Annotated in this window: 27 protein-coding genes; 11 read left to right on the forward strand and 16 right to left on the reverse strand. The window is 73.3% G+C overall.

Annotation, left to right across the window (positions count from 1 at the left end):
* Positions 1-189 precede the first annotated feature (189 nt).
* The 3 genes from ACFXDE_RS01455 to ACFXDE_RS01465 all read right to left on the reverse strand — a co-directional run bounded on the left by ACFXDE_RS01455 (position 190) and on the right by ACFXDE_RS01465 (position 2,527).
* Positions 190-900 carry an aminoacyl-tRNA hydrolase gene (locus ACFXDE_RS01455; RefSeq protein WP_380489645.1) on the reverse strand — a complete coding sequence of 237 codons (711 nt, stop codon included), beginning with the start codon at positions 898-900 and terminating at the stop codon, positions 190-192.
* A gap of 134 nt (positions 901-1,034) precedes the next feature.
* A complete protein-coding gene (locus ACFXDE_RS01460; RefSeq protein ID WP_380437294.1) occupies positions 1,035-1,550 on the reverse strand; it encodes a hypothetical protein in 516 nt (171 codons plus the stop codon).
* A gap of 44 nt (positions 1,551-1,594) precedes the next feature.
* Positions 1,595-2,527, reverse strand: coding sequence for a hypothetical protein (locus ACFXDE_RS01465; RefSeq protein ID WP_380437296.1), 933 nt, complete (start codon positions 2,525-2,527; stop codon positions 1,595-1,597).
* A gap of 124 nt (positions 2,528-2,651) precedes the next feature.
* On the opposite strand from ACFXDE_RS01465, the gene ACFXDE_RS01470 reads away from it, so the two are divergent.
* Both ACFXDE_RS01470 and ACFXDE_RS01475 read left to right on the forward strand, forming a co-directional pair.
* Positions 2,652-3,023, forward strand: a complete 372-nt coding sequence (locus ACFXDE_RS01470; RefSeq protein ID WP_359957476.1) for a YbjQ family protein — start codon at positions 2,652-2,654, stop codon at positions 3,021-3,023.
* Between the two features lie 94 nt (positions 3,024-3,117).
* Positions 3,118-4,281, forward strand: a complete 1,164-nt coding sequence (locus ACFXDE_RS01475; protein WP_380489648.1) for an NAD(P)-binding domain-containing protein — start codon at positions 3,118-3,120, stop codon at positions 4,279-4,281.
* Positions 4,282-4,380: 99 nt separating this feature from the next.
* Here ACFXDE_RS01475 and paaE read toward each other — a convergent pair whose 3' ends face one another.
* The 8 genes from paaE to ACFXDE_RS01515 form a co-directional block, all read right to left on the reverse strand.
* Positions 4,381-5,562, reverse strand: coding sequence for a 1,2-phenylacetyl-CoA epoxidase subunit PaaE (paaE, locus tag ACFXDE_RS01480; RefSeq protein WP_380489650.1), 1,182 nt, complete (start codon positions 5,560-5,562; stop codon positions 4,381-4,383).
* Positions 5,563-6,081: a 1,2-phenylacetyl-CoA epoxidase subunit PaaD gene (gene paaD / locus ACFXDE_RS01485; RefSeq protein WP_380489652.1), complete on the reverse strand. Its 519-nt coding sequence runs from the start codon at positions 6,079-6,081 to the stop codon at positions 5,563-5,565.
* 29 nt (positions 6,082-6,110) lie between these two features.
* Positions 6,111-7,031 (reverse strand): 1,2-phenylacetyl-CoA epoxidase subunit PaaC, encoded by a 921-nt coding sequence (paaC, locus tag ACFXDE_RS01490; RefSeq protein ID WP_380489655.1) that lies wholly within the window; start codon positions 7,029-7,031, stop codon positions 6,111-6,113.
* 13 nt (positions 7,032-7,044) lie between these two features.
* The gene (gene paaB, locus ACFXDE_RS01495; protein WP_380489657.1) at positions 7,045-7,356 is read right to left on the reverse strand and encodes a 1,2-phenylacetyl-CoA epoxidase subunit PaaB; all 312 of its coding nucleotides are present in this window, start codon (positions 7,354-7,356) and stop codon (positions 7,045-7,047) included.
* On the reverse strand, positions 7,353-8,399 hold the full coding sequence (paaA, locus tag ACFXDE_RS01500; RefSeq protein WP_380489659.1) for a 1,2-phenylacetyl-CoA epoxidase subunit PaaA: 1,047 nt from the start codon (positions 8,397-8,399) through the stop codon (positions 7,353-7,355). The genes paaB and paaA overlap by 4 nt, the downstream gene beginning before the upstream one ends.
* A gap of 279 nt (positions 8,400-8,678) precedes the next feature.
* On the reverse strand, positions 8,679-10,235 hold the full coding sequence (locus ACFXDE_RS01505; protein WP_380489661.1) for a M20/M25/M40 family metallo-hydrolase: 1,557 nt from the start codon (positions 10,233-10,235) through the stop codon (positions 8,679-8,681).
* A gap of 603 nt (positions 10,236-10,838) precedes the next feature.
* Positions 10,839-11,498 (reverse strand): response regulator, encoded by a 660-nt coding sequence (locus ACFXDE_RS01510; RefSeq protein WP_380489663.1) that lies wholly within the window; start codon positions 11,496-11,498, stop codon positions 10,839-10,841.
* Positions 11,495-13,003, reverse strand: coding sequence for a sensor histidine kinase (locus tag ACFXDE_RS01515; RefSeq protein ID WP_380489665.1), 1,509 nt, complete (start codon positions 13,001-13,003; stop codon positions 11,495-11,497). Before ACFXDE_RS01515 ends, ACFXDE_RS01510 begins: the two co-directional genes overlap by 4 nt.
* A 174-nt stretch (positions 13,004-13,177) precedes the next feature.
* Here ACFXDE_RS01515 and ACFXDE_RS01520 point away from each other — a divergent pair, with 174 nt between their 5' ends.
* The 6 genes from ACFXDE_RS01520 to ACFXDE_RS01545 all read left to right on the forward strand — a co-directional run bounded on the left by ACFXDE_RS01520 (position 13,178) and on the right by ACFXDE_RS01545 (position 17,494).
* Positions 13,178-13,990, forward strand: coding sequence for a class I SAM-dependent methyltransferase (locus ACFXDE_RS01520; protein WP_380489667.1), 813 nt, complete (start codon positions 13,178-13,180; stop codon positions 13,988-13,990).
* A 50-nt stretch (positions 13,991-14,040) separates the two neighbouring features.
* Complete coding sequence (locus tag ACFXDE_RS01525) at positions 14,041-14,343, forward strand: GNAT family N-acetyltransferase (protein ID WP_380489669.1); 303 nt, start codon at positions 14,041-14,043, stop codon at positions 14,341-14,343.
* Entirely contained in the window at positions 14,343-14,615 is a 273-nt protein-coding gene (locus tag ACFXDE_RS01530; RefSeq protein ID WP_380489671.1) for a (4Fe-4S)-binding protein, read from the forward strand. The genes ACFXDE_RS01525 and ACFXDE_RS01530 overlap by 1 nt, the downstream gene beginning before the upstream one ends.
* Positions 14,616-14,743: 128 nt before the next feature.
* A complete protein-coding gene (locus ACFXDE_RS01535) occupies positions 14,744-15,766 on the forward strand; it encodes an aldo/keto reductase (protein WP_380489673.1) in 1,023 nt (340 codons plus the stop codon).
* Positions 15,767-15,872: 106 nt separating this feature from the next.
* Complete coding sequence (locus tag ACFXDE_RS01540; protein WP_380437323.1) at positions 15,873-16,460, forward strand: TetR family transcriptional regulator; 588 nt, start codon at positions 15,873-15,875, stop codon at positions 16,458-16,460.
* A 110-nt stretch (positions 16,461-16,570) separates the two neighbouring features.
* Positions 16,571-17,494 (forward strand): ADP-ribosylglycohydrolase family protein, encoded by a 924-nt coding sequence (locus ACFXDE_RS01545; RefSeq protein WP_380489675.1) that lies wholly within the window; start codon positions 16,571-16,573, stop codon positions 17,492-17,494.
* A gap of 64 nt (positions 17,495-17,558) precedes the next feature.
* On the opposite strand, the gene ACFXDE_RS01550 is transcribed toward ACFXDE_RS01545, so the two are convergent.
* Positions 17,559-17,825 carry a GlsB/YeaQ/YmgE family stress response membrane protein gene (locus ACFXDE_RS01550; protein WP_380437327.1) on the reverse strand — a complete coding sequence of 89 codons (267 nt, stop codon included), beginning with the start codon at positions 17,823-17,825 and terminating at the stop codon, positions 17,559-17,561.
* 192 nt (positions 17,826-18,017) lie between these two features.
* On the opposite strand from ACFXDE_RS01550, the gene ACFXDE_RS01555 reads away from it, so the two are divergent.
* Complete coding sequence (locus ACFXDE_RS01555) at positions 18,018-19,256, forward strand: glycosyltransferase (protein WP_380489678.1); 1,239 nt, start codon at positions 18,018-18,020, stop codon at positions 19,254-19,256.
* Between the two features lie 119 nt (positions 19,257-19,375).
* Here ACFXDE_RS01555 and ACFXDE_RS01560 read toward each other — a convergent pair whose 3' ends face one another.
* The 4 genes from ACFXDE_RS01560 to ACFXDE_RS01575 all read right to left on the reverse strand — a co-directional run bounded on the left by ACFXDE_RS01560 (position 19,376) and on the right by ACFXDE_RS01575 (position 23,075).
* On the reverse strand, positions 19,376-20,614 hold the full coding sequence (locus ACFXDE_RS01560; RefSeq protein WP_380489680.1) for an NCS1 family nucleobase:cation symporter-1: 1,239 nt from the start codon (positions 20,612-20,614) through the stop codon (positions 19,376-19,378).
* A gap of 21 nt (positions 20,615-20,635) precedes the next feature.
* The gene (locus ACFXDE_RS01565) at positions 20,636-22,222 is read right to left on the reverse strand and encodes a recombinase family protein (RefSeq protein ID WP_380489682.1); all 1,587 of its coding nucleotides are present in this window, start codon (positions 22,220-22,222) and stop codon (positions 20,636-20,638) included.
* A 78-nt stretch (positions 22,223-22,300) separates the two neighbouring features.
* On the reverse strand, positions 22,301-22,615 hold the full coding sequence (locus ACFXDE_RS01570; RefSeq protein ID WP_380489684.1) for a hypothetical protein: 315 nt from the start codon (positions 22,613-22,615) through the stop codon (positions 22,301-22,303).
* 49 nt (positions 22,616-22,664) lie between these two features.
* Positions 22,665-23,075 (reverse strand): helix-turn-helix domain-containing protein, encoded by a 411-nt coding sequence (locus tag ACFXDE_RS01575; protein ID WP_380489686.1) that lies wholly within the window; start codon positions 23,073-23,075, stop codon positions 22,665-22,667.
* Positions 23,076-23,357: 282 nt separating this feature from the next.
* On the opposite strand from ACFXDE_RS01575, the gene ACFXDE_RS01580 reads away from it, so the two are divergent.
* Both ACFXDE_RS01580 and ACFXDE_RS01585 read left to right on the forward strand, forming a co-directional pair.
* Positions 23,358-23,660: a helix-turn-helix domain-containing protein gene (locus ACFXDE_RS01580; RefSeq protein ID WP_380489688.1), complete on the forward strand. Its 303-nt coding sequence runs from the start codon at positions 23,358-23,360 to the stop codon at positions 23,658-23,660.
* On the forward strand, positions 23,657-23,929 hold the full coding sequence (locus ACFXDE_RS01585; RefSeq protein ID WP_380489690.1) for a hypothetical protein: 273 nt from the start codon (positions 23,657-23,659) through the stop codon (positions 23,927-23,929). The genes ACFXDE_RS01580 and ACFXDE_RS01585 overlap by 4 nt, the downstream gene beginning before the upstream one ends.
* Positions 23,930-24,099 lie beyond the last annotated feature (170 nt).

Consider the following 24,099-nt stretch of genomic DNA (forward strand, 5'->3'; position numbering starts at 1 on the left):
CGACATCCGCGCGGGAGCCCTCGCCGCGCTCGACGGCCCGCGGACCACGGCGGCCGGGACGGCAGCCCGACACGGCGTCGACCCGGCCCGGCCAGGCAGGACCGAGGAGGCCGGGCGCCGGCTCCGCTCCGGGGCACCATCGACGCGCCGGGGCACCGTCGACGCGACGGCGGCATCCGGTTCTCGGGCTCAGCGCAGCGCCGGGTGCTCCGCGATCACCGTGCAGCTGCCGGGGGCGATCTCGGTGAAGCCCGCGTCGCGGACCACCGGGAGGCCGCTCGCCACCAGCTCCGCCCACGCTTCCGGCGTCGGCGTCCGCACGGCGAGCGCGAAATCGGACTCGGCCCATTCCTTGCGCTGCGCCTCGTCCAGCCGCCACCAGGCGAGCTGGGCCGCGTGCCCGGTCTGGGCCATCGTCTTGCCCGCGCTCATCTCCACGTCCGGGTTGAGCCACAGCACCGGCAGGCCCGCCTGCGGGGCGCCGATCTCCTCGGTCTCCTCCAGGTCCGTCCCCGAGACCTGGAGCTTCGCGAGCTCCTTCGGCCACCCGTCCAGCGGGACCGGCGGGAACACCCGCACCTCCGCCTCCCGCCCCCGCACGGTGATCCCGGGCAGTTCGCCGGCCCGGCGCCACTCCCCGCCCCGGGCGCGCCGGACCACCTTGCGGATCCGTGCGTCCTCCCACGCGACGACCCGCTCGGTCCACTCGCCGTCCGCCTCGGTGACCCGCGGGTCGGCGAGCAGCGTGAGCACGGCGCGGGCCGAGGTCTCCAGCGCGTCCGTCCGCCCGGGCGGCGTGGCCCGCTCCATCCGCACCACCAGCGGCAGCACGTACTGCGGCCGGCCGTCGCGGTCGTCCGAGGTGGGCACGGGAACGGGGGCATCGAACGGAGAAGTCACCCGTCCAGCATGCCAGCCCCCCGGGTCACCCGATCACGGCAGGTCCCTCCCGGCCCCAGCCCTCTGCCGCACCCTTCGGTCACACCCGCCGGCCACACCCGCCGGCCAGACCCGCTGGCCACACCCGCCGGCGGCTACCGCAGCCGCTGCCGCAGCTCGTCCACCGCCGCACGGATGCCCGCGCTGTAGGCGTCCTCCGGCAGGGCGTCCAGGCTGCGGACGGCACGCTCCAGTTGCTCGCGCGCGAGGTCGGCCTCGCCCAGCTTGAGGTGGTCGGAGGCCAGGTTGAGGTGCAGCGACGGGTAGAACGCCCGCACCTGGAGCGCGGACTCGTACGTCTGGGCCCGCTCGGCGGTCAGCGAGTCGGCGGCGGCCAGCGCCCGGCGGTCCCACTCCAGTTCGGCCCGCGGGTCGTCCTGGAGGTCGGCCAGGTAGTGGGCGAGCACGCAGCGGTGGAAGACGTCGCCGCGCTCGCCGAGCGCCTCCCACAGCGCCTCGAAGCTTGCCCGCGCCTCGGCCGTACGGCCGCGCTGCGCCGCCTGCACGCCGTCCAGTCCGAGCGCGATCCGGGAGAGGAACTGGTCGTCCCCGGCCGCCGGGAGCCCGTCCGGGCCTGCGGGCACGTCGCGCATATCAGATACATCGGACATGTCCGCAGCCTAGCCGCCGCCCCCGGAACGCGCCGGACGGCGGGTCAGCGCCGGTAGCCGCGCTGGCCGTCCCGCTCCTCCGCGTCCTCGTAGGCCAGGAACCAGCCCTCCGGGTGCGTCGCCGCCAGCAGCAGCTCGGTGCGCTGCTCGGTGGCGAGCTCCGGGTCGCCGTCGTCCGGCCCGTACACGCCGAACAGCTCGTCGTGGCAGCCGTCCCAGTCGTAGTCGTACAGGTCGGCGGGCAGGTCGCCCATCATGTCGGCCACCGACTCGGGCTGCGCACCGAGCAGCGCGCGGGCGTCGAGGAGGGCCATCCGCAGCGCGATCTCCTCGGCCAGGCAGCGCGGCAGCGGCCACTCGCCGAGCGCGAGGTCGTCGGCCAGGTCGTCGAACGCACGGGCCATCCCGCGGCGCCAGCCCCGGTGGAGGCGCCAGGTGCGCTGGGGCAGCCGGGCGAAGACCGTCCAGTCGGCGTCCTCGCCGTCGGCGACCGGGTCGTCCCCGTGCTCGTCGAGGTCGTCGTACGCGGCGTCGGCCAGCCCGAGCAGCTGGGCGTGCAGGAGGCACGCGGTGCGCGGGGTGAGCGTCCAGTCCCCGCCCGCGCCGCCGCCGTCCTCGTCGTCGCCCTCCAGCGGGAACAGCTCGGCGAAATCCGGCGCGAAGTCCTCGGTGACGCTGATCTCCAGCGTCCCGCCGATCGCCTCGACGCCCGGGATCGCGGCCACCAGCCGGTCCGGGTGCAGCAGCGCGCCGAGCGCCGCGTTGGCGTCCTCGGCCACCTCGCGCAGCAGGTCACGGCGCTGGCCCGCCGGATCGATGCCGTCGAAGTCCAGTTCCTCCACGGCCGCGATCGCCGCGGCGCGCAGCGCCGGCCAGTTGGTGATCCGCAGGCCCAGCACCACCGTCGCCTCGATCTCCTGCGCACCGGAGTCCTCCGCCGCGCCCGGCCCCTGTGGATGATCGCTTCGCTCGCCCATGGGGCTACGGTACGGCTTTTCGGCCGCCCGATCACCGGTCTGAACCAGCTTCCGGACACCTTGTCCGCCACGCCCCGGCCACGCCTCTGTCACTCGGACGCGCGACGGCGGCAGGATGGGGCCCATGGCTGACATCAACGAGTACGGCGGCGGGCAGGGCCCGAACGCCGACGTCCTGGTCGTGACCACCAACGACATCCCCGGCTTCCGCGTCGACCACGTGATCGGCGAGGTGTTCGGGCTGACCGTGCGCAGCCGGCACATCGGCAGCCAGATCGGTGCCGGGCTGAAGTCGCTGATCGGCGGCGAGCTGAAGGGTCTGACGAAGACCCTGGTGGAGAGCCGCAACGAGGCGATGGAGCGGCTGGTCGAGCAGACCAAGGCGCGCGGGGGCAACGCGGTCCTGATGATGCGCTTCGACGTGACGGAGGCGGCGGACGTCGGCACCGAGGTCTGCGCGTACGGCACGGCGGCCGTGATCTCCCCGACGACCTGAGGCGGCCGGTCCGGCTGATCCGGGCCCCCGGGGGGCTCCTGGGGGCTCCGGGGGCGGTGGGGAACACCCGCCCCACCCCCGATGTTTCATCGGCGTGACTGTTTACGGTGCAACCGACGACGCGGGGCAGCGGCGGGTGGACGTCCTGGTGGCGGGTGCCGGGCAGGCGGGCCTGTCCGCCGCCTACCACCTGCGCCGCCGAGGCTTCGCCCCCTACCGGGCGGACGCCGACGGCGGCTTCGTCGTGCTCGACGCGGGGAGCGGTCCGGGCGGCGCGTGGGCGCACCGCTCGCCCTCCCTGCGGATGGCCACCGTGCACGGTTTCCACGACCTGCCCGACGCCGAACTGCCCGCCCCCGACCCGGCCTCCGCCGCCCGCGAGGTCGTGCCGGGGTACTTCGCGGCGTACGAGGCGCGGCACGCGCTCCCCGTCGTGCGCCCCGTGACCGTCCACGCGGTGCGCGCCGAGTCGGACCGGCCGGACTCGCGCCTGCTGGTCGAGACCGACCACGGCACCTGGTCCACCCGGGCATTGATCAACGCCACCGGCACCTGGACCCGCCCGTTCCTGCCGCACTACCCGGGCCACTTCGCCGGGCGGCAGCTGCACTACGTCGAGTACCGCGGGCCGGCGGAGTTCGCCGGGAAGCGCGTGCTGGTGGTGGGCGGCGGGGCGTCCGCGATCCAGGTGCTGTCGGAGGTCGCGGCGGTCGGCGAGACGGTGTGGGTCACGCGGACCCCGCCGGTCTTCCACGAGGGGCCGTTCACCCCCGAGTACGGGCGGGCAGTGGTCGCGAAGGTCGAGGAGCGGGTCCGCCTGGGACTGCCCGTGCGCAGCGTGGTGAGCGTGACCGGGCTCGGCCCGTCGGTCGCGTACCGGCGTGCCGAGGAGCTGGGCGCGCTGCACCGCCGGCCGATGTTCGACCGGCTCACCGAGCACGGAGTCGCCTGGGGGGACGAGGAGTCGGCGGTGGACGCGATCGTGTGGGCGACCGGCTTCCGCCCCGAGGTCGGGCACCTCGCCCCGCTCGGGCTGCGCTCCCCCGGCGGCGGCATCGCCCTCACCGGGACCCGGGCCACCGCCGATCCGCGCGTCCACCTCGTCGGCTACGGACCGTCGGCGAGCACGGTCGGCGCCAACCGGGCCGGGCGCGCCGCCGTCAACGACCTGGTCCGCCTGCTCGGCGACCCGGCGGGTGAGCCGGCGGGTGAGCCGGCGGGTGAGCCGGCGAGGCGCCCCGACCCGGTCGGGGTCTGACGTGGTCGGGGTCCGACACGGTCCGGGCGCGGTCCGGGCGCGGTCCGGGCGCGGTCCGGATCCAGCTGACGGCGGTCCGGCGGCAGGTCCCGGGTCAGCTCAGCGGTCGTAGTCGACCGTCACCCGGTCCGTCAGCGGGCGGGCCTGGCAGGTGAGGACGTAGCCCGCGGCCAGTTCCTTCTCCTCCAGCGCGAAGTTGCGGCGCATCTCCACCTCGCCGTCGGTGACGAGCGCGCGGCAGGTGCCGCAGACGCCGCCCTTGCAGGCGAACGGCAGGTCGGGGCGGGAGCGCTGGGCCCCGTCGAGGATCGAGCGGTCGCGCGGGAGGGAGAGCGTGCTGCCGCGCCCGTCGAGGACGACGGTGACCTCGCTGTGCGCGCCGTCCGCCCCGGCGTCCGCCGCGTCGGGGTCGTCGGCCCGCTCCGTGACCGGCTCGTCCTCGGCGTGGAACAGTTCCTGGTGGACGCGCTCGCCCGGCACGCCCAGTTCGGCGAGCAGGTCCTTCGCCCCGGCGACCATGCCGAACGGGCCGCACAGCCACCAGTGCCCGACCCGCCCGACGTCCACGAGGGCGCCGAGCAGCGCGCGCACCCGCTCGGGGTCCAGACGGCCGCTGAGCAGTTCGGCGTCCCTGGTCTCCCGGGACAGCACGTGGACCAGCTGGAAGCGGCCGAGGTAGCGGTCCTTCAGGTCGGCCAGCTCGTCGGCGAACATGACGGTGTCGCTGCGCCGGTTGCCGTAGAGGAGGGTGACGGTGGAGGCGCGGTCGGCGGCCAGGACGGACGCGGCGATCGACAGCATCGGGGTGATGCCGGAGCCGGCCGCGAGCAGCACGTGGTCGGCGGGGACGCCGAGTTCGGGGCTGAACAGGCCGGTGGGCGTGAGCACCTCCAGCTCGTCGCCGACCCGGGCCTCGCGCACCAGCCGACGGGAGAACAGACCGCCCGGCACCTCGCGGACGGCGATCCGCAGCGGGCCGCCGGCGGGGGCGCAGATCGAGTACGAGCGGCGCTCGTCGCAGCCGTTCACCTCCTGGCGCAGCGTCAGCGTCTGCCCGGGCCGGAACTCGTACGCGGCGGCGAGCGCGTCCGGCACGGCGAAGGTCACCGCGACGGCGTCCTCGCAGAGCCGTTCGATCCCGGAGATCCGCAGGTGGTGGAAGACGGGGCGGCGGGCGGCCGCGGGAGCCGCGACGCCGATCCCGGCGCTGGTCTCAGCGCTGGTCTCGGCGCTGGTCTCCGTGCCGGTCTCGGCGCTGGTCTCCGTGCTGGCGGCGGGCATTCAGATCTCCTTGACGCGTTCGAACGGCTCGCGGCAGGCGCGGCAGCGCCAGAGGGCCTTGCAGGCGGTGGAACCGAACCGGGACAGCTCCTCCGTGTCGGCGCTGCCGCACTGCGGGCACGGCACGGGGGCGGCGGAGGCGGCCGTCCGGGTGGGGCCCAGGGTGAGCGCGACCGGCGCCGCACCAGCGGCCCCCGCGCCCGGGCGCGGCGGGGCGATGCCCGCCTCGGCGAGCTTGCGGCGGCCCTCGGCGGTGATCATGTCGGTGGACCACGGCGGGTCCAGCCGCAGCCGCACCCGAACGTCCCGGTAGCCGGCCGCGCGCAGGCGGCGGTCGACGTCGGCGGCCATCTCCGCGACGGCCGGGCAGCCCGAGTACGTCGGGGTCAGCCAGGCGGTCACCGCGCCCGTGGCGCCGTCCGCCTCGACGTCGGCCAGCACCCCCAGGTCGGCCAGGGTGAGCATGGGCAGCTCCGGGTCCGGGACGGCCGCGGCGATCGCGCGGGCCAGGTCCCGCACGGTGGGCTCCGCCGACACGCCCGCGCCCGTCACCACGTCGCCCCCGGGTGGGCGCGGGCCAGCACCTGCAGTTCCGCGAGCAGCGGGCCCAGTACCTCCGTGTGCACGCCGTCCCGGCCCGCGCGGCCCAGGACGGTGGCCAGCGGCAGCACGTCCGGCACCGTCAGCCCCGCCTCGGCGAGGACCGCGGCGAGCGAGCGCAGCACCGGTTCGCGCAGCACCGCCGGGTCGACGCCCACGCGCAGCTCCACCGGGTGCGCCGTGAACAGCTCCTCCAGCAGCGGCCACACCGCGTCCAGCCCGGCCTGCATGCGCGCCGACGAGTACGGCGTGCCGTCGCCGAGCCGCAGCGTCCAGGCGGTCGCGTACTCGCGGTGGTACGCCAGCTCCTTGACGCCGCGGGCGGCGACGGCCGCGAGCACCGGGTCCGGGTGGGCGCTCAGCGCCTCGTACAGCGCGCCGCGGGCGGTCGCGAACACGAGCAGGCGGGCGACCGAGTGCGCGAAGTCGCCGTTCGGCGTCTCGACGAGGCGGACGTTGCGGAACTCGTGCTCCTCGCGCCAGTACGCGAAGTCGTCCTCGGTGCGCCCGGTGCCGTCCGCCTGGCCGGCCCTGGTGAGAAGCAGGCGGGCCTGGCCGAGCAGGTCGAGGCCGAGGTTGGCGAGCGCGACCTCCTCCTCCAGCTCGGGCGCGCGGGTGCACCACTCGATCAGCCGCTGGGCGAGGATCAGGGCGTCGTCGCCGAGCATCAGGCAGTAGGCGGCGAGGTCGGCGCCGTCCACGCCCTCGGGCAGGGCGCTGTCCACGCCGAGCAGCGGGTCGGCGAAGCCCGTCCCGTACGCCCAGCGGCCCTCGCCCTCGGGGCCGGGGGCGGCCTCGGAGAGGCTGAGGTAGACGTGGTCGTCGTCCGGTGCGGCGGCAGTGCCGGCGGGTGCGGTGTGGTCGTGCACGGTGGTTCCCCCGTCAGATGTGCGGGACATCCTCGGGGATGTCGTAGAAGGTCGGGTGGCGGTAGACCTTGTCGCCGCTGGGCTCGAAGAACGGGTCCCGCTCGTCCGGGGTGGAGGCCGTGATCGCGTCCGAGCGGACCACCCACAGGCTCACGCCCTCGTTGCGGCGGGTGTAGAGGTCGCGGGCGGCGAGCAGGGCCATCCGGTCGTCGGAGGCGTGCAGCGAACCGACGTGGACGTGGTTCAGGCCGCGCCGGGGGCGCACGAACACCTCGTACAGCGGCCAGCCGGCCTTGGCGACGCCGTCGACGTTGGACTCGGTCACTTTCCGTTCTCCTGTTCGGTGCTGCTGGGCTGCTCGGCGGTCCCGTGCTCGGCGGTCCGGTGCTCGGCGCCCCGCTGCTCGGTGCCCCGGTGCTCGGCGGCGCGCTTCTCCGCGTAGGCGACGGCCGCCTCGCGGACCCAGGCGCCGTCCTCGTGGGCGGCCCGGCGGCGCTCGACGCGCTGGGCGTTGCACGGGCCCTGGCCCTTGATGACGCGGGTCAGCTCGGCCCAGTCGGGCTCGCCGAAGTCCCAGCCGCCGCGCTCCTCGTTCCGGCGCAGCTCGGGGTCGGGGAGGGTCACGCCGAGGTGCTCGGCCTGCGGGACGGTCATGTCCACGAAGCGCCGGCGCAGCTCGTCGTTGGTGTGGCGCTTGATCCGCCACGCCATCGACCGGGCCGTGTTCGGGGAGTCGGCGTCCGAGGGGCCGAACATCATCAGCGACGGCCACCACCAGCGGTCGACCGCGTCCTGGACCATCCGGCGCTGGGCGTCGGTGCCGCGCATGAGGGTCATGAGCAGCTCGTAGCCCTGGCGCTGGTGGAAGGACTCCTCCTTGCAGACCCGGACCATCGCGCGGGCGTACGGGCCGTAGCTGCAGCGGCACAGCGGCACCTGGTTGCAGATCGCGGCGCCGTCGACCAGCCAGCCGATCACGCCGACGTCGGCGAAGGTGAGGGTCGGGTAGTTGAAGATCGAGGAGTACTTCTGGCGGCCGGAGATCAGCTTCTCGGTCAGCTCGGCGCGGTCGACGCCGAGCGTCTCGGCGGCGGCGTAGAGGTAGAGGCCGTGGCCGGCCTCGTCCTGGGCCTTCGCCAGGAGGATCGCCTTGCGGCGCAGCGACGGGGCGCGGGTGAGCCAGTTGCCCTCGGGCTGCATGCCGATGATCTCGGAGTGCGCGTGCTGGGCGATCTGGCGGATCAGGGTCGCCCGGTAGGCGTCGGGCATCCAGTCCCGGGGCTCGATCCGCTGTTCGGCGGCGATCACCGCCTCGAACCGCTCCTCCTGCGTCTGTGCGGGGACCGGCTCGGCCACCTCTGCTGTCACCACGGTCCCCTCTCACGTGCCTTCGCCGCGCATCAACCGACTGACCGTTCGGTCGGTACCATTCTGCGCGGCGAGGCAGGGCCCTGGCAAGGGATGAGGGTCGCGGGGATGGCGCGGGTGACGGGGGATGCGGGGGATGCGGGGGCGCAGGGGCGCCGGGAGGTGCGGGGGTGCGGGCGGACAGACAGATGACAGCGAACAGATTTCAAAATCTGTTCGCTGTCATCTGTTATCTGTTCGCCGTCATCTGTTCGTCGCCAGTCGTCGGCCGCCCGCCCGTCAGCCCTCCGCGCGGTCCCGCAGCCTCGGCAGCGGCACCGCGAGGAGCGCGGCGAGCAGGGCGATCCGGGGAGCGAGCTGATCGATCCGGATGTACTCGTGCCGAGCGTGCGCCCCGGCGCCGACCGCGCCGAAGCCGTCCAGCGTCGGCAGTCCTCGCGAGCCGGGCAGGTTGGTATCCCCCGCGCCGCCCGCCGGACCGCCGTCGAGCTGCTGCCCCAGCACCGCCGCGAGCGAACGGACGTGCCTCAGCAGCGGATTGCCCGAGCGCTCCGGCCACGCCGGACGGCTCGACAGCACCTCGGTGCGCACCCGCGCCCCCGGTCGCAGGGCGGTCAGCCGGGCCAGGTTGTCGAGCGTCCGGCGCTGCGCCTCGGCGGTGGAGAACCGCAGACCGAGCTCGGCCTCGGCCCGCCCCGCGACGACGTTCGCACGCGAACCGCCGCTGATCCGACCGGCGTTGAGCTCCGTTCCGGGCTGACCGGCCAGTCCGCGGACCACGACGAGCTGGTCGACGAGCTCGTCGACGGCCGACACCCCGTCGCGGGAGTCGTTGCCCGCGTGGGCCTCCCGGCCGGTGACGGTGAGCCGCACCCGGCTGCTGCCGCGCCGGGCGGTCTTGAGCCGGCCGTCCGGATGCGGCGGTTCGAGGCCCAGAACGGCTGCGGCGCCCCGCAGTTGGCGCTCCACGAGGCGCCGCCCGTCCGGGCTGCCGATCTCTTCATCGGACACCACGACCACCCGAACGCTGCGGTGCGGCCGCTGCCCGAGGTCGGCGAGGAGCGCGAACGCGCCTTCCAGGACGGCGAGGCCGCCCTTCATGTCGACGACGCCGGGACCGGTGAGCGTGCCGTCCTGTTCGGCGACGGGCCAGTCGGCGAGGGTGCCGACGGGCCAGACGGTGTCGTGGTGGCCGACGATGAGCAGGTGGGGCAGGGTCTCGTCCTGCCCCGCCCACTCCAGGACGAGGTGGTCGCCGGCCGGACCGGGTTCGCGACGGGCGGTGGCTCCGGTGGCACGGAAGCCGGCGGCCAACTCCTCGGCGAGGGCGTCGAGTCGGGGAGCGTCACCGCTCGGGGACTCGATCCGCGCCAGGTCGGCGCAGCGGCGTCGGACGCCGCCGGCGAGGGTCCGGGCGCGGGTGCTGAGGGCCTGCGGGAGCCCGGGGAGCGCGGCGGTGGAGGCGGGTTGGGCGACGGCGCCGGGCCGGGCCTCGACGACATGGGCGTCGGCAGCACGGGTCTCGGCGCGGGCCGCAGCGCGGGCCTCGGACCGGATTTCGGACCGGGCCTCGGACCGGGTCTCGCCCTCGGTGGCGCCAGGCACGGTCGCCCTCCCGGTGGCGGTCACAGTGGCGTTCACGGAGGAGGCGGCCTTGGGCACCGGCGCGGAGGCTGCGGTGGACGTCGTCCTGGGCGTGGACTTCGGCGCGGTCGCGGCGGGTGCGGTCGCGGCGGGTGCGGCCGTGGCGGGTGCGGCCGTGGCGGGTGCGGGTGCGGCAGGTGCAGTCGTGGCGGCCGCGGTCGCACGCGGCGACCCGACGATCTGGGGACTCAACGCTCGCCTCCTCGGCCGCCGCCGGTATTCAGCGGCTGCACCGGCCGGCCGGTCCATCCGGCGTGCCGGACCCGGGCGGGCCGGGCCGGGCGGCCGGATTGGTGGGCGGTCCGTCCGGACGGCCCGTCCGGCCCAACTGCGGTGGAACGGCTGGTCGGCGTGCTTGGCATTGCGTCCTCCTCGCTCGATCCGGTGGCTCCGGTTCGCCCGGTGCCCCGTGGACGGCGGCTTCGTAGCGGTGGGCGCGGTGAGCGCACCGCGGGGAAGCCGAGATGTGAGCCTAGAAGAACCGTTCGGCTTCCTGCGAGGTGGCCCTGCTCCCAGCGTGCCGGGCCGGACCCAGCCTCGGGCACCCGTCGGGGAACGGCGGCGGACGCTCGGCGTGCGGGCCCGGTTCGGCGCGCGGACGCGGTCGCCGGATCGCGTCCACCTCCACCATGGACCCGCCGCCGCGCTTCGGCAGCGCAAACCGCCAAGGCGCCGCATTTCCACGCCGGATGGGTGACACGGGCTCAGCGCGCGGTACGAATCCGGGGCGCGACCAGGGGCATCGGGGTCACCCGCCGGGCCGGGAGCCGGAGGCGGTGCCGGGACGCGCCGGGCTCAGGCGCCGTCCGCCACCAGCCCTGCGTCGCGTGCGATCAGCGCGGCCTGGACGCGGTTGCCGACGCCGAGGGCGGTGAGGATCCGGCTGACGTGTGCCTTGACGGTGCTCTCCCGCATCCCGAGGACGCCCGCGACCTCGGCGTTGGAGAGTCCGTCGGCGAGTTCGCGCAGCACGTCGGTCTCACGCGGGGTGAGCCCGGCGACCCTGTTGCGGGCCGCGACGGACCGGGGCGCGCCCGTGCGGTGGTAGCGGTCGATGAGGCGGCGGGCGGCGGACGGGTGGAGCATGCCCTGTCCGCCGGCGACGACGTGCACGGCCCGCGCGATCTCGGCCGGCGGGGTGTCCTTGAGCAGGAAGCCGTCGGCACCCGCGGCGAGCGCCCGGTAGACGTATTCGTCCAGGTCGAAGGTGGTGAGCGCGATGACGCGCGGGGCCTCGGGCAGCTCGCGCAGGCGGCGGGTGGCGGCGATGCCGTCGAGGCGGGGCATCCGGATGTCCATCAGCACGACGTCGATCCGTCGGGCGGCCGCCAGTTCGACGGCCTGGAGGCCGTCGGCGGCCTCGGCGACGACGACGAGCCCCGGGTCCTGGGCGAGCAGGTCGACGAGGCCGAGCCGGACCAGTGCGTCGTCGTCGACCACCATTGTGCGGATCATGGGACGTCCTCGGGCAGCGGGGGCGGAGCGGGGGGCAGGAGGATGGGCGGGCCGGGCACTATGTCCGGATCCGGTCTGTCTGTCGACGGCCTGGCCGAAACCGGCCCAGCGGAATCCGGCCCTTCCGCGTCCGACTCGGCCGAAACCCGACCGTCCGGATCCGGTCGGCCTGGCCGCCGCCGCGGACCGTCCGCTCCAGCCGACACCGCCCCATCCCCGGCAGTGACCTCCGGGAGCGCCTGCGACGGGCGCTCCGCTGCCGGGAGGCGTGCCGAGAGACGTTCCGGGAGGCGTGCGGAGAGGCGGTAGCCGCCACTGCCGTCCGGCCCGGCGTCGAGGTGTCCGCCGAGCGCGGCGACACGTTCGGCGAGCCCCACCAGGCCGTAACCTCCGTCACTCGCACAGCCGTTGGGCGTCGCCGATCCTGGACCATTACGAACCTCGACGGTGGTGGCCGGAGCTCCGTAGCCGACCCGGACGGTGACGGGTGCGGCGTGCGCGTGCTTGCGGGCGTTCGTCAGCGCCTCCTGGACCAGCCGGTGCACGGCCAGGCGGTGGGTGGTCGGGACGGTGTCGGGATCGCCGGCGAGGGCGAGTTCGACCTCCTGCCCGGCCTCGACGGCCTCGCCGACCAGCTCGGTGAGATCGCGCAGGGCGGGCGCCGCCACCCGCGCGGACTCCTGCGCCCGCGGCCCCGGTTCACCGTCCCGCGGCCCCGGTTCACCGTCCTGCGGCCTCGGTTCGCGAGACTGCTGCCTGGGCGGCGGGTCGGCGCGCAGCGCCCCGAGGACGTCGCGCAGGTCGTCGAGGGAGTGGGCCGCGGTGGTGCGCAGGAGTTCGAGCCGGTGGGTGAGGCGGTCGGGGTCTTCGGCGACGGTACCGGCCCTGGCCTGGTCGCGCAGGACTCCGGCGTGCAGCACGAGGAGGCTCAGGCGGTGGGCGAGGACGTCGTGCATCTCCCGTGCGATGCGGGCCCGTTCGGCGGATCTGGCCTGCTCGGCGCGCAACTCCCGTTCGCGGCTCAGTGTTTCGACCTGTTCGCGCAGGGTGCGGATCAGGACGCGGCGACCGTGCTGCCAGAGGCCGACGGACAGTGTCGCGGCCTGGAGCAGGAGTTGGGATCCGGTGGCGCCGGCCCAGCCGACCAGTGTGTCGGCCCGGGTGGCGTTGAGCACGGCGATGGCGGTGCCGCCGACGACGGCGGGACCTACGCGGCCGAGATAGGCGAGGTGGTAGACGCTGAACAATCCGGGCAGGGCTCGGTTGAGCAGACCGCCGGTGAGGACCGGCAGCACGGCGGAGGCCACCGGATACCGGCGGGCGAGGAGCAGGGAAAGCGAGGCGAGGGTCGCTGCGACGGCCTCCGGCACACGCAACGGGTCGTCCGTGCGGGACCAGTGGACGAGCGCTTCCTCGACGGCGAGCGCGAGGACGGCGAGCAGGAGCAGCGTGTCGACCCATGGGCGGCGGCCGGGTCCGTACCAGCCGAGCGGGCCCGTGCGCATCGGCCCACCCCCGTCCTCTCCCGACGATCCCTCCATCCGTCCGGCTCGATGCTACGGGCGGCCGACGCGGCGCGGCCCCCTCCTTGCGGTCACCGGGACCCTCGACTTTCGTCAGGGGTCGGCGCGGTCCGTCGGCCGATTCCGGGGACTTCGGGCGCTCCTAGCGTCGACGGCATGACGAACGAATGGTCCGACTCATCATCTCCGCACGGCAGTTCACCACAGTCGGCGACCCGCGACCATCTCCTGTTCTTCGCCGAGGCACTGCGCACCTTCCACGACACCGGTGCGCTGGCGCCGAGCAGCGCGGAGCTGGTGAACGCGCTGGTCGTTCCGGCGACCAGCCGTCCGAACCGGCCGATCTCGGTACTGGAGGTCGGCGCCGGAACGGGTGCGGTGACCCGGCGGCTGGTCCAAGTGCTGTGCCCCGGCGACCGGTTGCACGTCGTCGAGGCGAACCCGCGCTTCGCGGACCGGTTGCGCGAGGACCGGGTGTTGGCCGCGCGTCCGGCGGGGCTCGAACTGCGGCTCTCCGCTTGCCGGGTCGAGGAGCTGGACGATGCGGCGGGCCCGGCGGGCGGCCGCTACGACGCGATCGTGTCGGGGCTGCCGTTCACCAACTTCGAACCGGCGCAGGTCCGAAGGCTCCTGGACCTGTACGTGCGGCTGCTCGTCCCCGGCGGCGAGCTGACGTACTTCGGCTACCTGGGGACGACGGCCGCCCGGACCCTCACCTCCGGACCACGGCGCGGCGCCCGGCACCGGGCGGTGGTCCGCCTGCTGCGACGATTCGAGGCGGCGTACGGACTGGGCGAGCGGACGGTGTGGCGCAACCTGCCCCCGACTCGGGCCTACCTGCTGCGCGCCCCGGGTGGTCGGGCGGCCTGGGACGCGGCACCGTGCACCGGACTCCGCCCCCTGGCCGGCGAGGACACGGCCGCGGTATCCGGCGAACCGACGGGCGACGCGGCTCCGGCCGCTCGATGATGGACCGGGGCCACGCCCGGCCCCGCGATTCCGGCAGCGAGGAGCCCGCGATGACCTTGTCCGTACGTGATGCCGAGGAGCGGAACCGCTTCGAGGCCTGGGTGGACGACCGCATGGCGGGCTTCGCCGAGTACCTGCGCAGCGACAACCTGGTGGTGTACCCGCACACGGTGGTCGAACCGGACTTCGAGGGGCAGGGCCTCGGGGGCGCGCTGGCCCGCGCCGCGCTGGACGACGCCCGCGCCCGGAACCTGCCGGTGCTGGCGACCTGCCCGTTCATCAAGGCCTGGATGATCCGCCACCCCGAGTACACGGACCTCGCGTACGAGAACCGAAGCCGGGTGAGCGACTGATGGGCGGCGACGGCACCGCCGCGCGCGGCGCGAAGGCGTACGAGGCCGCGGGGATCACGGTGACGTTCGACGCGGGGATCTGCCGGCACGCCGCCGAGTGCGTGCGCGGGCTGCCGGCGGTGTTCGACACCGGTCGGCGGCCGTGGATCTCCCCGGACGCGGCGCCCGCCACGGCCGTCGCCGAGGTCGTGCGGCGCTGCCCGACCGGCGCGCTGCGCTACCGGCTCGCGGACGCTGAGGGCACGGATGGCGGGGCTGCGAGCGACGAGTAACAGATGACAGATTTCAGATAACAGATGACAGCAAACAGATTTTGAAATCTGTTCGCTGTCGTGCCATAGTGGCACCCGGGTCACTTCGTCCATCGCCTCCCGGCGCCGTACCGACCCTTGGAGCCCTCATGTCTGCTTCCGACCGCACCCCGAAGCCCGCGCAGCGCGCCCTCGGCGCCGCCGGCCCCCTCACCTCCGCCCTCGGCCTCGGCTGCATGGGCATGTCCGACCTCTACGGCCCCGCCGACGAGTCCGAAAGCATCGCCACGATCCACGCCGCCCTCGACGCGGGGATCACACTCCTCGACACCGGCGACTTCTACGGCATGGGCCACAACGAGCTGCTGATCCACGACGCCCTGCGCGGCCGCGACCGCTCGGACGTGCAGATCAGCGTCAAGTTCGGCGCCCAGCGCGACCCGTCCGGCCAGTGGGTCGGCTACGACACCAGTCCCGCCGCCACCAAGACGGCGCTCGCCTACACCCTGCGCCGCCTGCGCACCGACTACGTCGACGTCTACCGCCCGGCCCGCCTGGACCCGACCGTCCCGATCGAGGAGACGGTCGGCGCGATCGCGGACCTCGTCAAGGCCGGCTACGTACGCCACATCGGCCTGTCGGAGGTCGGCGCCGACACCCTGCGCCGGGCCGCCGCCGTGCACCCGATCAGCGACCTGCAGATCGAGTACTCGCTGCTCTCCCGGTCCGCGGAGGCAGCCGTCCTCCCCACCGCCCGCGAGCTCGGCATCGGCGTCACCGCCTACGGCGTGCTCTCGCGCGGCCTGCTCAGCGGCCACTGGAACACCGAACGCCCGCTGGCGGGCACCGACTTCCGCAGCCACAGCCCGCGCTTCCAGGGCGACAACCTCACCCACAACCTCGCCCTCGTCGAGGCGCTGCGCGACGTGGCGACGGCGAAGGGCGCGAGCGTCGCGCAGGTCGCCATTGCCTGGGTCGCCTCGCGCGGGGAGGACGTCGTCCCGCTGGTGGGCGCCCGCCGCCGGGACCGCCTGGCGGAGGCGCTCGGCGCGCTCGACGTCGAGCTCACCGCCGCCGACCTCGCGGCCATCGAGGCGGTCGTCCCCGCCGGTTCGGCCGCGGGCGAGCGGTACGCCGCCGACCAGATGGCCCGCCTCGACAGCGAGCGCTGACCGGCCGGAGCACGTCCCGGCCGGCACACCGCACGCCAGACACCCCCGCCCGTACCGCCGCCGTCCGCCCCACGGCGGGCGGCCCTCCCGTAAGGACGTACCTCCCGTGACGACGGACACCACCCTCACCGCCGAGCAGATCCTGACCGCTGCGGAGGACGTCCTGCGGCGGTTCGGCCCGGCCAAGGCCACCGTCGTGGACGTCGCCCGGATCCTCGGCGTCAGCCACAGCAGCGTCTACCGCCACTTCCCGAGCAAGGCCGCGCTGCGCGAGGCGGTCACCCAGCGCTGGCTCGACCAGGCGCACTTCGTGCTCGCGAACATCTCGATCGAGGGCGGCCCGGCCGAGGAGCGGCTGCACCGCTGGCTGGTGACGCTGTTCGCGGCCAAGCGGAAGAAGGCGCTCGACGACCCGCAGCTGTTCGCGACCTACATGGTGCTGGTCGAGGAGAACAGCGGCACGGTCGAGGCGCACATCGACACGATGGTCCGCCAGATCGCGCAGATCGTCCAGGACGGCATGGAGAAGAAGGACTTCAAGCTCGCCCACATCCTCACGACGGCGCGCGCCGTCTTCGAGGCCACGGCGCACTTCCACGACCCCGCGTACGCGGGCGAGTGGTCCGACCCGAAGGCGAACGAGCGCTTCGAGGCCCTCTGGACGCTCATCCTCAACGGCCTTCGCGCCAGGTGACGGCGCACGTCCGGGCCCGGGCGGGCCGGCGCCGGGGCGTAAACCGGTCGCCGGTCCGCGCGGTGTTCGTGCAGACTTCCGCGCACGGTTGATCTCACTCGGAGGATGACATGCGCGCGGGCACCACCGGTCCCGTTCTCGACAGCCTGCACGGGCTCGCCCTCGGCGACGCCTTCGGCGACCGCTGGTTTTCGGTGCCACTCGACGAGGCCCCGGCCGCGCTCGCGGCGCGCCTCACCCGGCCCGCGCCGTGGCACTGGACGGACGACACCGCGATGGCACTCGTCCTCGTCCGCCACCTGGCGACCCACGGCGAGATCCAACAGGACGTGCTGGCCCGGGACTTCGCCGCGGAGTACGCCCGCGAGTACGGGCGCAAGTACGGCCCGTCGACGCACCGGGTGCTGCGCGCGATAGATCACGGCGAGGACTGGCGGATCGTCACCGCCGCCCAGTTCGACGGACAGGGTTCCCACGGGAACGGCACCGCCATGCGGGTCGCACCGCTCGGCGCGTGGTTCGCGGACGACTTGGACGAGGTGGCCCGGCAGGCCGAACTCCAGGCGCTCACCACGCACTTCCACCCGGAGGCCGTCGCCGGCTCGGTCGCCGTCGCACTCGCCGCGGCGCTCGCTGTCCGCAGCCGGGGTCAGAACCCGCCCTCCCGAGCCGAGTTGCTGGCCGAGGTGGCCGGGCGGCTGCCGGACGGCGACGTGCGGTCCGGCCTGCGGATCGCCGCCCGGCTGCCCGAGCACGCCAGTGTCCGGCACGCCGCGAACGTGCTCGGCTCGGGCTTCCGGCTGTCCGCGCCGGACACCGTGCCGTTCGCGCTCTGGTCCGCCGCCGGGCACCTGGACTCGCTGCCCGACGCCATCTGGCACACCCTCGAAGGCTTGGGCGACAAGGACACCACCTGCGCCATCGCCGCCGGGGTGGTCGCCGCCCGGACCGGCCTCGCCGGCGTCCCCGCCGCCTGGCTGGCCGCCCGTGAGGACCTGCCGCACTGGGTCACCGAGTTGCCGGCGACCGTCTGACCGGCGCGGCGCCCGGCCGCCGTCCACCGGCCGTCGGCCGCCGGGCGCCGTCCACCGGGCCAGGTCAGCGCCGGGAGTTGCCGAACAGCAGCCGGTAGATGATCAGCAGTACGAGCGCGCCGCCGATCGCCGACGCCCAGGTCGCCAGGTCGAAGAAGTGCGTCGCCACCGGCCGGTGCAGGAAGCGCGCGGAGATCCAGCCGCCGACGAAGGACCCGGCGATGCCGATCAGGGTCGTCACGATCAGGCCGCCCGGGTCCCTCCCCGGCAGCAGCAGCTTGGCGAGGCCTCCCGCGATCAGGCCCAGCACGATCCAGGCAACGATGCTCATGTGCCCTCCCGTTCTCCAGCGGACGGCCCCGTCCGACCGCTCTGCCGGTACGGACGCCCGAGGGCGGCCCGCCGGTTCCGGCACGCACTGGCGGGACGGTCGCCGACCGGGCCCCGTACACGAGCGGCCACAGGGTGGACGCACGGGCGTGGCCTCCTCCCGGCACGGCGGCGGCGCCGGGATACTGCGGCCATGCGCATCCTGATCGCCACCGCCGGATCGCGGGGCGACGTCGCCCCCTTCACCGGGCTCGGCACCCGCCTGCGAGCGGCCGGGCACCAGGTCGCCGTCGCCACCCACACCACGTTCGCCGACCAGGTGCGCGCCGCCGGACTCGAATTCCGCCCGCTGCCCGTCGACCCGCGGGCCGCACTCGCCTCGGACGAAGGGCGGCGCCTGCTGAAAGCCGGTTCGGGACCGCGCGTGGTACTCCGACTTCTGCGCCTGGGACGTCAGTTCATGCCGGCACTCGGGGACGGCATCGCCGACGCCACCGCACTCGGCACCGACCTCCTGCTCACCACCAGCACCACCAGCGCGCTCGGCCAGGCCGCCGCCGAGGCCGCCGGCATTCCCAGCATCGGGCTCTACCTCCAACCGATCGCTCCCACCCGGGAGTTCGCACCGGCCGTGACGGGAACCCGGTCGCTCGGCGGGCCCGGCAACCTGCTCGCCGGCCACGCCGTCCAGACCGCGACGGACCAGCTCTTCGCCCCCGCCGTCCGCGCGCTGCGCCGCCGCCTCGGCCTGCCGCGCCTCAGCATCGCCCGCGCGCGGCACAACCACGCGGTCCTGCACGGGTTTTCGCCCACCGTCATTCCTCGGCCGACCGACTGGCACCCGCGCCTGGACGTCGCCGGGTACTGGTGGCCGTGCCCGGACCGGCGATGGCAGCCGCCGAAGCGTCTGCTGGACTTCCTCGCGGCGGGTCCGCCTCCGGTGTTCGTCGGATTCGGCAGCCTGGTCGTCCCCGATCCGGAGCGGCTCACCGCCACCGTCCTCGCGGCGGTCCGTGCCGCCCGGGTGCGCGCCGTCCTGCAGTCGGGGTGGAGCGAGCTCACCGCGGCGGACACGGACGACGTGCTCACGATCGGCGACACCCCGCACGAGTGGCTGTTCCCGCGCGTGGCCGCGGTGATCCACCACGCGGGCGCCGGGACCACGGCCGCGGCCCTGCGCTGCGGCACACCGGCCGTCCCGGTGCCGGCCCAGCTGGACGCGCCGTTCTGGTCGGCGCGCCTGGCTCGGCTCGGGGTCTCGCCCGGCCCGGTCCCCCTCCGCGACCTCACCGCCGCCCGCCTCGCGACCGCCATCCGCCGGACCCTCGACGATCCCCGGTACCGCGACCGGGCCGCGGGGGTGGCCGCCACGCTCGCCGCCGAGGACGGCACGGCGAAGGTCCTCGCGGCGGTCGAGCGGGCTGCCGACTGACGGGGAGCGGTGCGCGCGACAAGCGACGGGCGACAAGCAACGGGCGGCAGGTGACAGGTGACAGGTGACAACAAACAGATGACAGATAACAGAGTTTGAAATCTGTTATCTGTCATCTGTCAGTCGTCCGCCATCAGCCGCCCCCTCCCCCGCCACCCCAGCCCCGCGTACAGCACGAACGACGCCGCGAACCCGACCGCCCACCCGTAATCGGCGAGCGGCCGGAGCGCCGGCACCAGCCCGTCCGCCGGGAACGGCCCGCCGTGCGACCCGCCGACCGCCAGCACGCCGCCGACCACGAGCGCGGCCACGGCCCGCCAGTTCCACCCGCCCGCGTACCAGTACGCCCCGCCCGGCCGGTACAGCTCCGCGAGCCGGAGCCGGGTACGGCGCAGCACCCAGTAGTCGGCGATGAGCACCCCGGCGACCGTGCCGAGCAGGCCGCCGACCACTCCGAGCCAGGTGTAGATGTACACGTGCGGGTCGGAGATCAGCTTCCACGGGAAGATCGCGATCCCGACGACGCCCGTCACGAGCGCCCCGGTCCGGAACCCGATGAACCTGGGCAGCAGGTTGGAGAGGTCGTAGGCGGGCGAGACGACGTTGGCGGCGATGTTCACCGACAGCGTCGCGACCAGGACGGTGAGCAGCGCGAAGAGGAGGCCGACCGGGCTCTCCATCTTCGCGGCGAGTTCGATCGGGTCCCACACCGGCTTGCCGTAGACGGCCTGCGAGCCCGAGGTGACGAGGACGGAGAGCAGCGCGAAGAGCGTCATCGTCGTTGGGAGGCCGAGGGCCTGGCCACGGATCTGGGCGCGCTGGCTGCCGCCGAAGCGGGTGAAGTCGGGGATGTTGAGCGAGAGCGTCGACCAGAAGCCGATCATGCCCATCAGCGCCGGGAAGAAGACCTTCCAGAAGCCGCCGCCCCAGCCGAGTTGGGACGGCTGGTCGAGCAGTGGCCCGAGTCCGCCGGCCTTGAGGGCCATCCAGACGAGGAGCGCGAGGGCGCCCACGATGACGAAGGGCGCGGCCCAGTTCTCGAAGCGCCGCAGCGTTTCCATGCCCCGGGCGATGATGGCCATCTCGATCAGCCAGAAGATCAGGAAGGAGAGCCACTGCGTCCACGGGTAGCCGCCGAACTCGCCCGCGGTGCGCCAGGATTCGCCGAGGAGTTTGCCCGCGAGCAGGAAGATGCCCTCGCCGCCGATCCAGGTCTGGATGCCGAACCAGGCGCACGCGACGGCGGCCCGGATGAGGGCGGGCAGGTTGGCGCCGCGCAGCCCGAAGGAGGCGCGGGCGAACACCGGGAACGGGATGCCGTACTTGGTGCCCGCGTGTCCTGTCGGAAGTATCTGCAAGGCACAAAACTGCCCCTGGACTCACGCGCGCGGATCCTGCTCCCAAGTCGGCACCGGTGTAATGGACTTGTCCCGGTTGATCTCGATGCGCCGCACGAGCTTGCGGAGCAGCGCATTCACCATCTCAGGGGACAACGAGTGCCACTCGTCCAACAGGCCCGCGACCACCGGCGCGGCTGCAGCCCGAGCCTCAGCCAGCCGTTCCTCGGCGGCGAGGGCCGGCGCCATCTTTGCGATCTGGCTCTCGACCTGTTGCTTCTCCTGTCGCAGCGTCGCCAGCGTCTCCCGGAACTCCCGCTCCAGGGCGCCGTCGTCGTCATCTGCTTCCAGCAGGGCGTACGCGCGCATGTGCTTGGCCACGGCACGCTCAAGACGCGCTTTCTGGTCGTTCAACTCCTGTGCTTGGTTCTTCCGGGCCTCGGACGCCGTCATGTGGAGGCCCGCGGCCTTCCTCGTCGGCGGCTCGCTGCCTTCACGCTCGATCTCGGATGCGATGCGTCGCAGCCACGTCAGGAGCTGCTCCTCCACGCTTTCGAAGCGGGCTCTCACGCCCTGGCAGTGGACTGAGCCAAGCTTTCGCCGGTTGTTGCACTGGAGGTAGAGGTAAGGCTTCACGGAGGCCGGAATCGCCGATCCGAGACAGAGGGCACACTTGGTCACGCCCGTGAACGGTCCGGTGGCCCGGCGCGCTCTGGGAGGGAGAGACCTGACCTCGTTCCGGCGCGCGACGTATGCGGCCCACAGTTCCTCACTGATGATCGCCGGTAGAACTGGTTCTTCTCCGGCCTTCGTTGCCACCTTGATGAGCATGTGGTTGGGGCACCCCGACAGGTAGGGGTCACAGTGGCAGTTCGGTGAGTGCACGCGCAGGTATCCGGCGGCGAAGCCTGAGTCCATGTAGTGACGGAGCGACTCTCCATGCCAGCGGTATCCGCGGGTTGTCTTGAGCCCGAGCGCATTGAGGTAGCGAGCGAGCGAGTCGAAGCCGGCTCGACCCTCTGCGTAGATCTCGAAGATCTCCCTGACCGCGGGCGCTACTTTGGGGTCGGGTTCGTAGCGCTCGGCTTGAAGACGGATGGTGCCGTCTGGTTCGTACAGCCTTCTGCGATGCCAGATGTATCCGAAGCGCTCACCGCCGCCCGACGGTAGCCCATTCTTCCGGCGCCAGTCGTGGGTCTCCTTCCACTGTTCTCCGGCCCGTTCGGATTCGAAGACTGCGACTTCGAACAGGATGCCGCGTTGGAAGCGACCGAATGCCGTACGGGCGTCCACCTGTTCCGTTGCGGATTCGAGCTGGCCGCCGGCGCGTTCGACTCGTTCGAGGTTGTTGATGTTGCCGTGCCGGTTTCGGCCGAAGCGGCTGTACTTCCAGACGGCGATCTCCTTGGCCGCGCCGGTCTCGATGTACGAGATCGCTCTGATGATCTTGCGTTTGAAGTTGCGGCCGGTCGCGTCGAGGTCCTCGACCCATTCCACGATGCGGCGGTTGTTACGTCGAGCCCAAGTCTCGATGGATGTTCGTTGGAGCTCGGGAGAGATCATCTCCTCTCGGGCCATGCTGACGCGGATGTAGCCGATGGCAGGGATCGGGTCGTCGAGGCTGGTCACGAGTCTTCCCGGGGTGGTGGCGAACGGCGTCTGGGCTCAGGCTGCTTGAAGGTCGGGAGTGCAGCGGGGGACCGACCGCTACTGCTGGCCATCGGGGGAGAGCTCGGATCCGCCAGCGTTCGCGGGCGCCGTGTCGAGTTGCCCGTCGCGCCACAGTTCGATGGCCATGGCGAAGGCCTCGGCTTGGGTCCTCTCGCGGAGCGCGAGCACCTCTGTGGGGCTCATGCAGCTTCGTGAAGCAGCAAGCAGGGACGCCACCGCTACGGTAAGGACCGCAAGGCTCGCAAGTTCGACCGTTCGGTCGCGCACGACAGCGCCGAACAGGGTTGCGGCCAGCCCGACTGCCGTTGCGAAGGAAAGCGCGGAGCGCCACTTCGCGAGAGCTGACGGCATGACATACCACCTCATCGCAGACTGGGTGCCCACCCGTTTGCGATCAGATCTACTGTAGCGGTTTGTCGTCGTCCGCGAACGTGTTTGCGACGGCTTCGACGCTTTTGACGAAGAGGTGGGCGCGCTCAGGTGGGATCCCGAACTTTGCCGCGACTGCGAAGAGGTCGATCTCCCGCACCCGGGGCGGCGGGGTGGAGCCAGACTCGGGCAGGTCGTCGGAGTTGAGGGTTCCGGAGCGGACGAGCATCTCGGTGAGTGGTACGCCGAGCACGCGCGCCCAGGCGCGCTGGTTGTCGATGCTGGGCCGTACTTCGCCACGGATGGCTCTGCTTGTCTGACCCCTGTCGGTGCCGGCGGCCCGGGAGAAGTCGGTCAGGCCGCCGCGGCCGTTGAGGTCGTAGCCGGCCTGGATGGCGAGTGCGCGGAGCCAGTCGTGGAACGGGACGTCGCGGTCGTCCATGAGCTGCTCCTTTGCGGGGTTCGTGTGCGCGTGCTCGGTGATGTTATCGGGTCGGGACTGGCGGGGCTTTAGGTGTGCGCGCACAACATTGCACTCCAAGGGCGCGACTGGCGTTGACCTGGGCACTCCAAGAGTTCCCTACCGGGCACTGGAACGCCAGGGCGGGCGAGCGATTCAGGTCAGTGCTTGTGCCCGCACACGCTTCGTTCTATGGTTGATGTGCGAGCACACGCATTGTGTGGCCACAACCACGCTGTTCTGCGCCAACGCAAGGAGGTGACCATGCCCCCCACGTTCAGCCTCAACACCGAGAAGCTCCACGCCGCAGCCGCGAAGGCCGACCACGTCCACGACAGCGGCGAGATGAACCTCTATGCCATCAGCAAGCACGCAGGCCTCGACCGTGCCTCCCTCAGTCGCGTCGTTCGCGACGAAAATGGGCCGGATCTCGGCACTGTCGTCGAACTCGCGGCCGCGTACGGGCTGCGCATCGAAGACCTGATCGTCCGTCGCCGCACCCCGCGTCCCCGTCGCCACCGAGCGAAGAGGCACACCAACCCGATTCCCGACGGGCGGGCCGCATGACGCCCGAGCAGGACGAGGTCCGCCGCCAGGCAATACGAGCCGCCGGCCTGGTCCTTGCCCAGGCCCGCGCCGAGCGTGACGCTCTGACCCCGCGCGAGGCGGCGGAGGCCGCCTTCTACCCAGGGCACCGGCTCGGCTCGATCGACGCCATCGAGGCGCTCATCATCCGCCAGCGCGCCGAGGCCGACGAGCAGTGGCGCAACGGCACCCACCCCTACCAGCGGTCCCCGCGGTCGGCCGAGGAACTCCCTCGCCAGGCCGCCGCATAACGACAGCCGCCCCGACCCGTGCCGAACTCCCGAAGTGTTTCGACGAGTTCGAACGCGGCTCACCGACGCTGGCTGGTCCCGCGTCACCCGACAGATGTTGAGCGGGCCGTCCCTCTGGCGCGAACCAGGGACGGCCCCGGCCCACCGATCAACTCATCACACCAAGGAGG

The organism is Kitasatospora sp. NPDC059408, from assembly GCF_042751525.1.
In the GTDB taxonomy this organism is placed as follows: domain Bacteria; phylum Actinomycetota; class Actinomycetes; order Streptomycetales; family Streptomycetaceae; genus Kitasatospora.

Bases quoted from the DNA above. Each gene is read 5' to 3' on its own strand.
- ACFXDE_RS01580 (WP_380489688.1), top strand. From the start codon at position 23,358: ATGCCCCCCACGTTCAGCCTCAACACCGAGAAGCTCCACGCCGCAGCC.
- ACFXDE_RS01515 (WP_380489665.1), bottom strand. From the start codon at position 13,003: ATGCGCACGGGCCCGCTCGGCTGGTACGGACCCGGCCGCCGCCCATGG.
- ACFXDE_RS01520 (WP_380489667.1), top strand. From the start codon at position 13,178: ATGACGAACGAATGGTCCGACTCATCATCTCCGCACGGCAGTTCACCA.
- ACFXDE_RS01585 (WP_380489690.1), top strand. From the start codon at position 23,657: ATGACGCCCGAGCAGGACGAGGTCCGCCGCCAGGCAATACGAGCCGCC.
- ACFXDE_RS01550 (WP_380437327.1), bottom strand. From the start codon at position 17,825: ATGAGCATCGTTGCCTGGATCGTGCTGGGCCTGATCGCGGGAGGCCTC.
- ACFXDE_RS01460 (WP_380437294.1), bottom strand. From the start codon at position 1,550: ATGTCCGATGTATCTGATATGCGCGACGTGCCCGCAGGCCCGGACGGG.
- ACFXDE_RS01525 (WP_380489669.1), top strand. From the start codon at position 14,041: ATGACCTTGTCCGTACGTGATGCCGAGGAGCGGAACCGCTTCGAGGCC.
- ACFXDE_RS01530 (WP_380489671.1), top strand. From the start codon at position 14,343: ATGGGCGGCGACGGCACCGCCGCGCGCGGCGCGAAGGCGTACGAGGCC.
- ACFXDE_RS01570 (WP_380489684.1), bottom strand. From the start codon at position 22,615: ATGCCGTCAGCTCTCGCGAAGTGGCGCTCCGCGCTTTCCTTCGCAACG.
- ACFXDE_RS01535 (WP_380489673.1), top strand. From the start codon at position 14,744: ATGTCTGCTTCCGACCGCACCCCGAAGCCCGCGCAGCGCGCCCTCGGC.
- paaE (WP_380489650.1), bottom strand. From the start codon at position 5,562: ATGCCCGCCGCCAGCACGGAGACCAGCGCCGAGACCGGCACGGAGACC.
- ACFXDE_RS01575 (WP_380489686.1), bottom strand. From the start codon at position 23,075: ATGGACGACCGCGACGTCCCGTTCCACGACTGGCTCCGCGCACTCGCC.
- ACFXDE_RS01545 (WP_380489675.1), top strand. From the start codon at position 16,571: ATGCGCGCGGGCACCACCGGTCCCGTTCTCGACAGCCTGCACGGGCTC.
- ACFXDE_RS01510 (WP_380489663.1), bottom strand. From the start codon at position 11,498: ATGATCCGCACAATGGTGGTCGACGACGACGCACTGGTCCGGCTCGGC.
- ACFXDE_RS01555 (WP_380489678.1), top strand. From the start codon at position 18,018: ATGCGCATCCTGATCGCCACCGCCGGATCGCGGGGCGACGTCGCCCCC.
- ACFXDE_RS01465 (WP_380437296.1), bottom strand. From the start codon at position 2,527: ATGGGCGAGCGAAGCGATCATCCACAGGGGCCGGGCGCGGCGGAGGAC.
- ACFXDE_RS01470 (WP_359957476.1), top strand. From the start codon at position 2,652: ATGGCTGACATCAACGAGTACGGCGGCGGGCAGGGCCCGAACGCCGAC.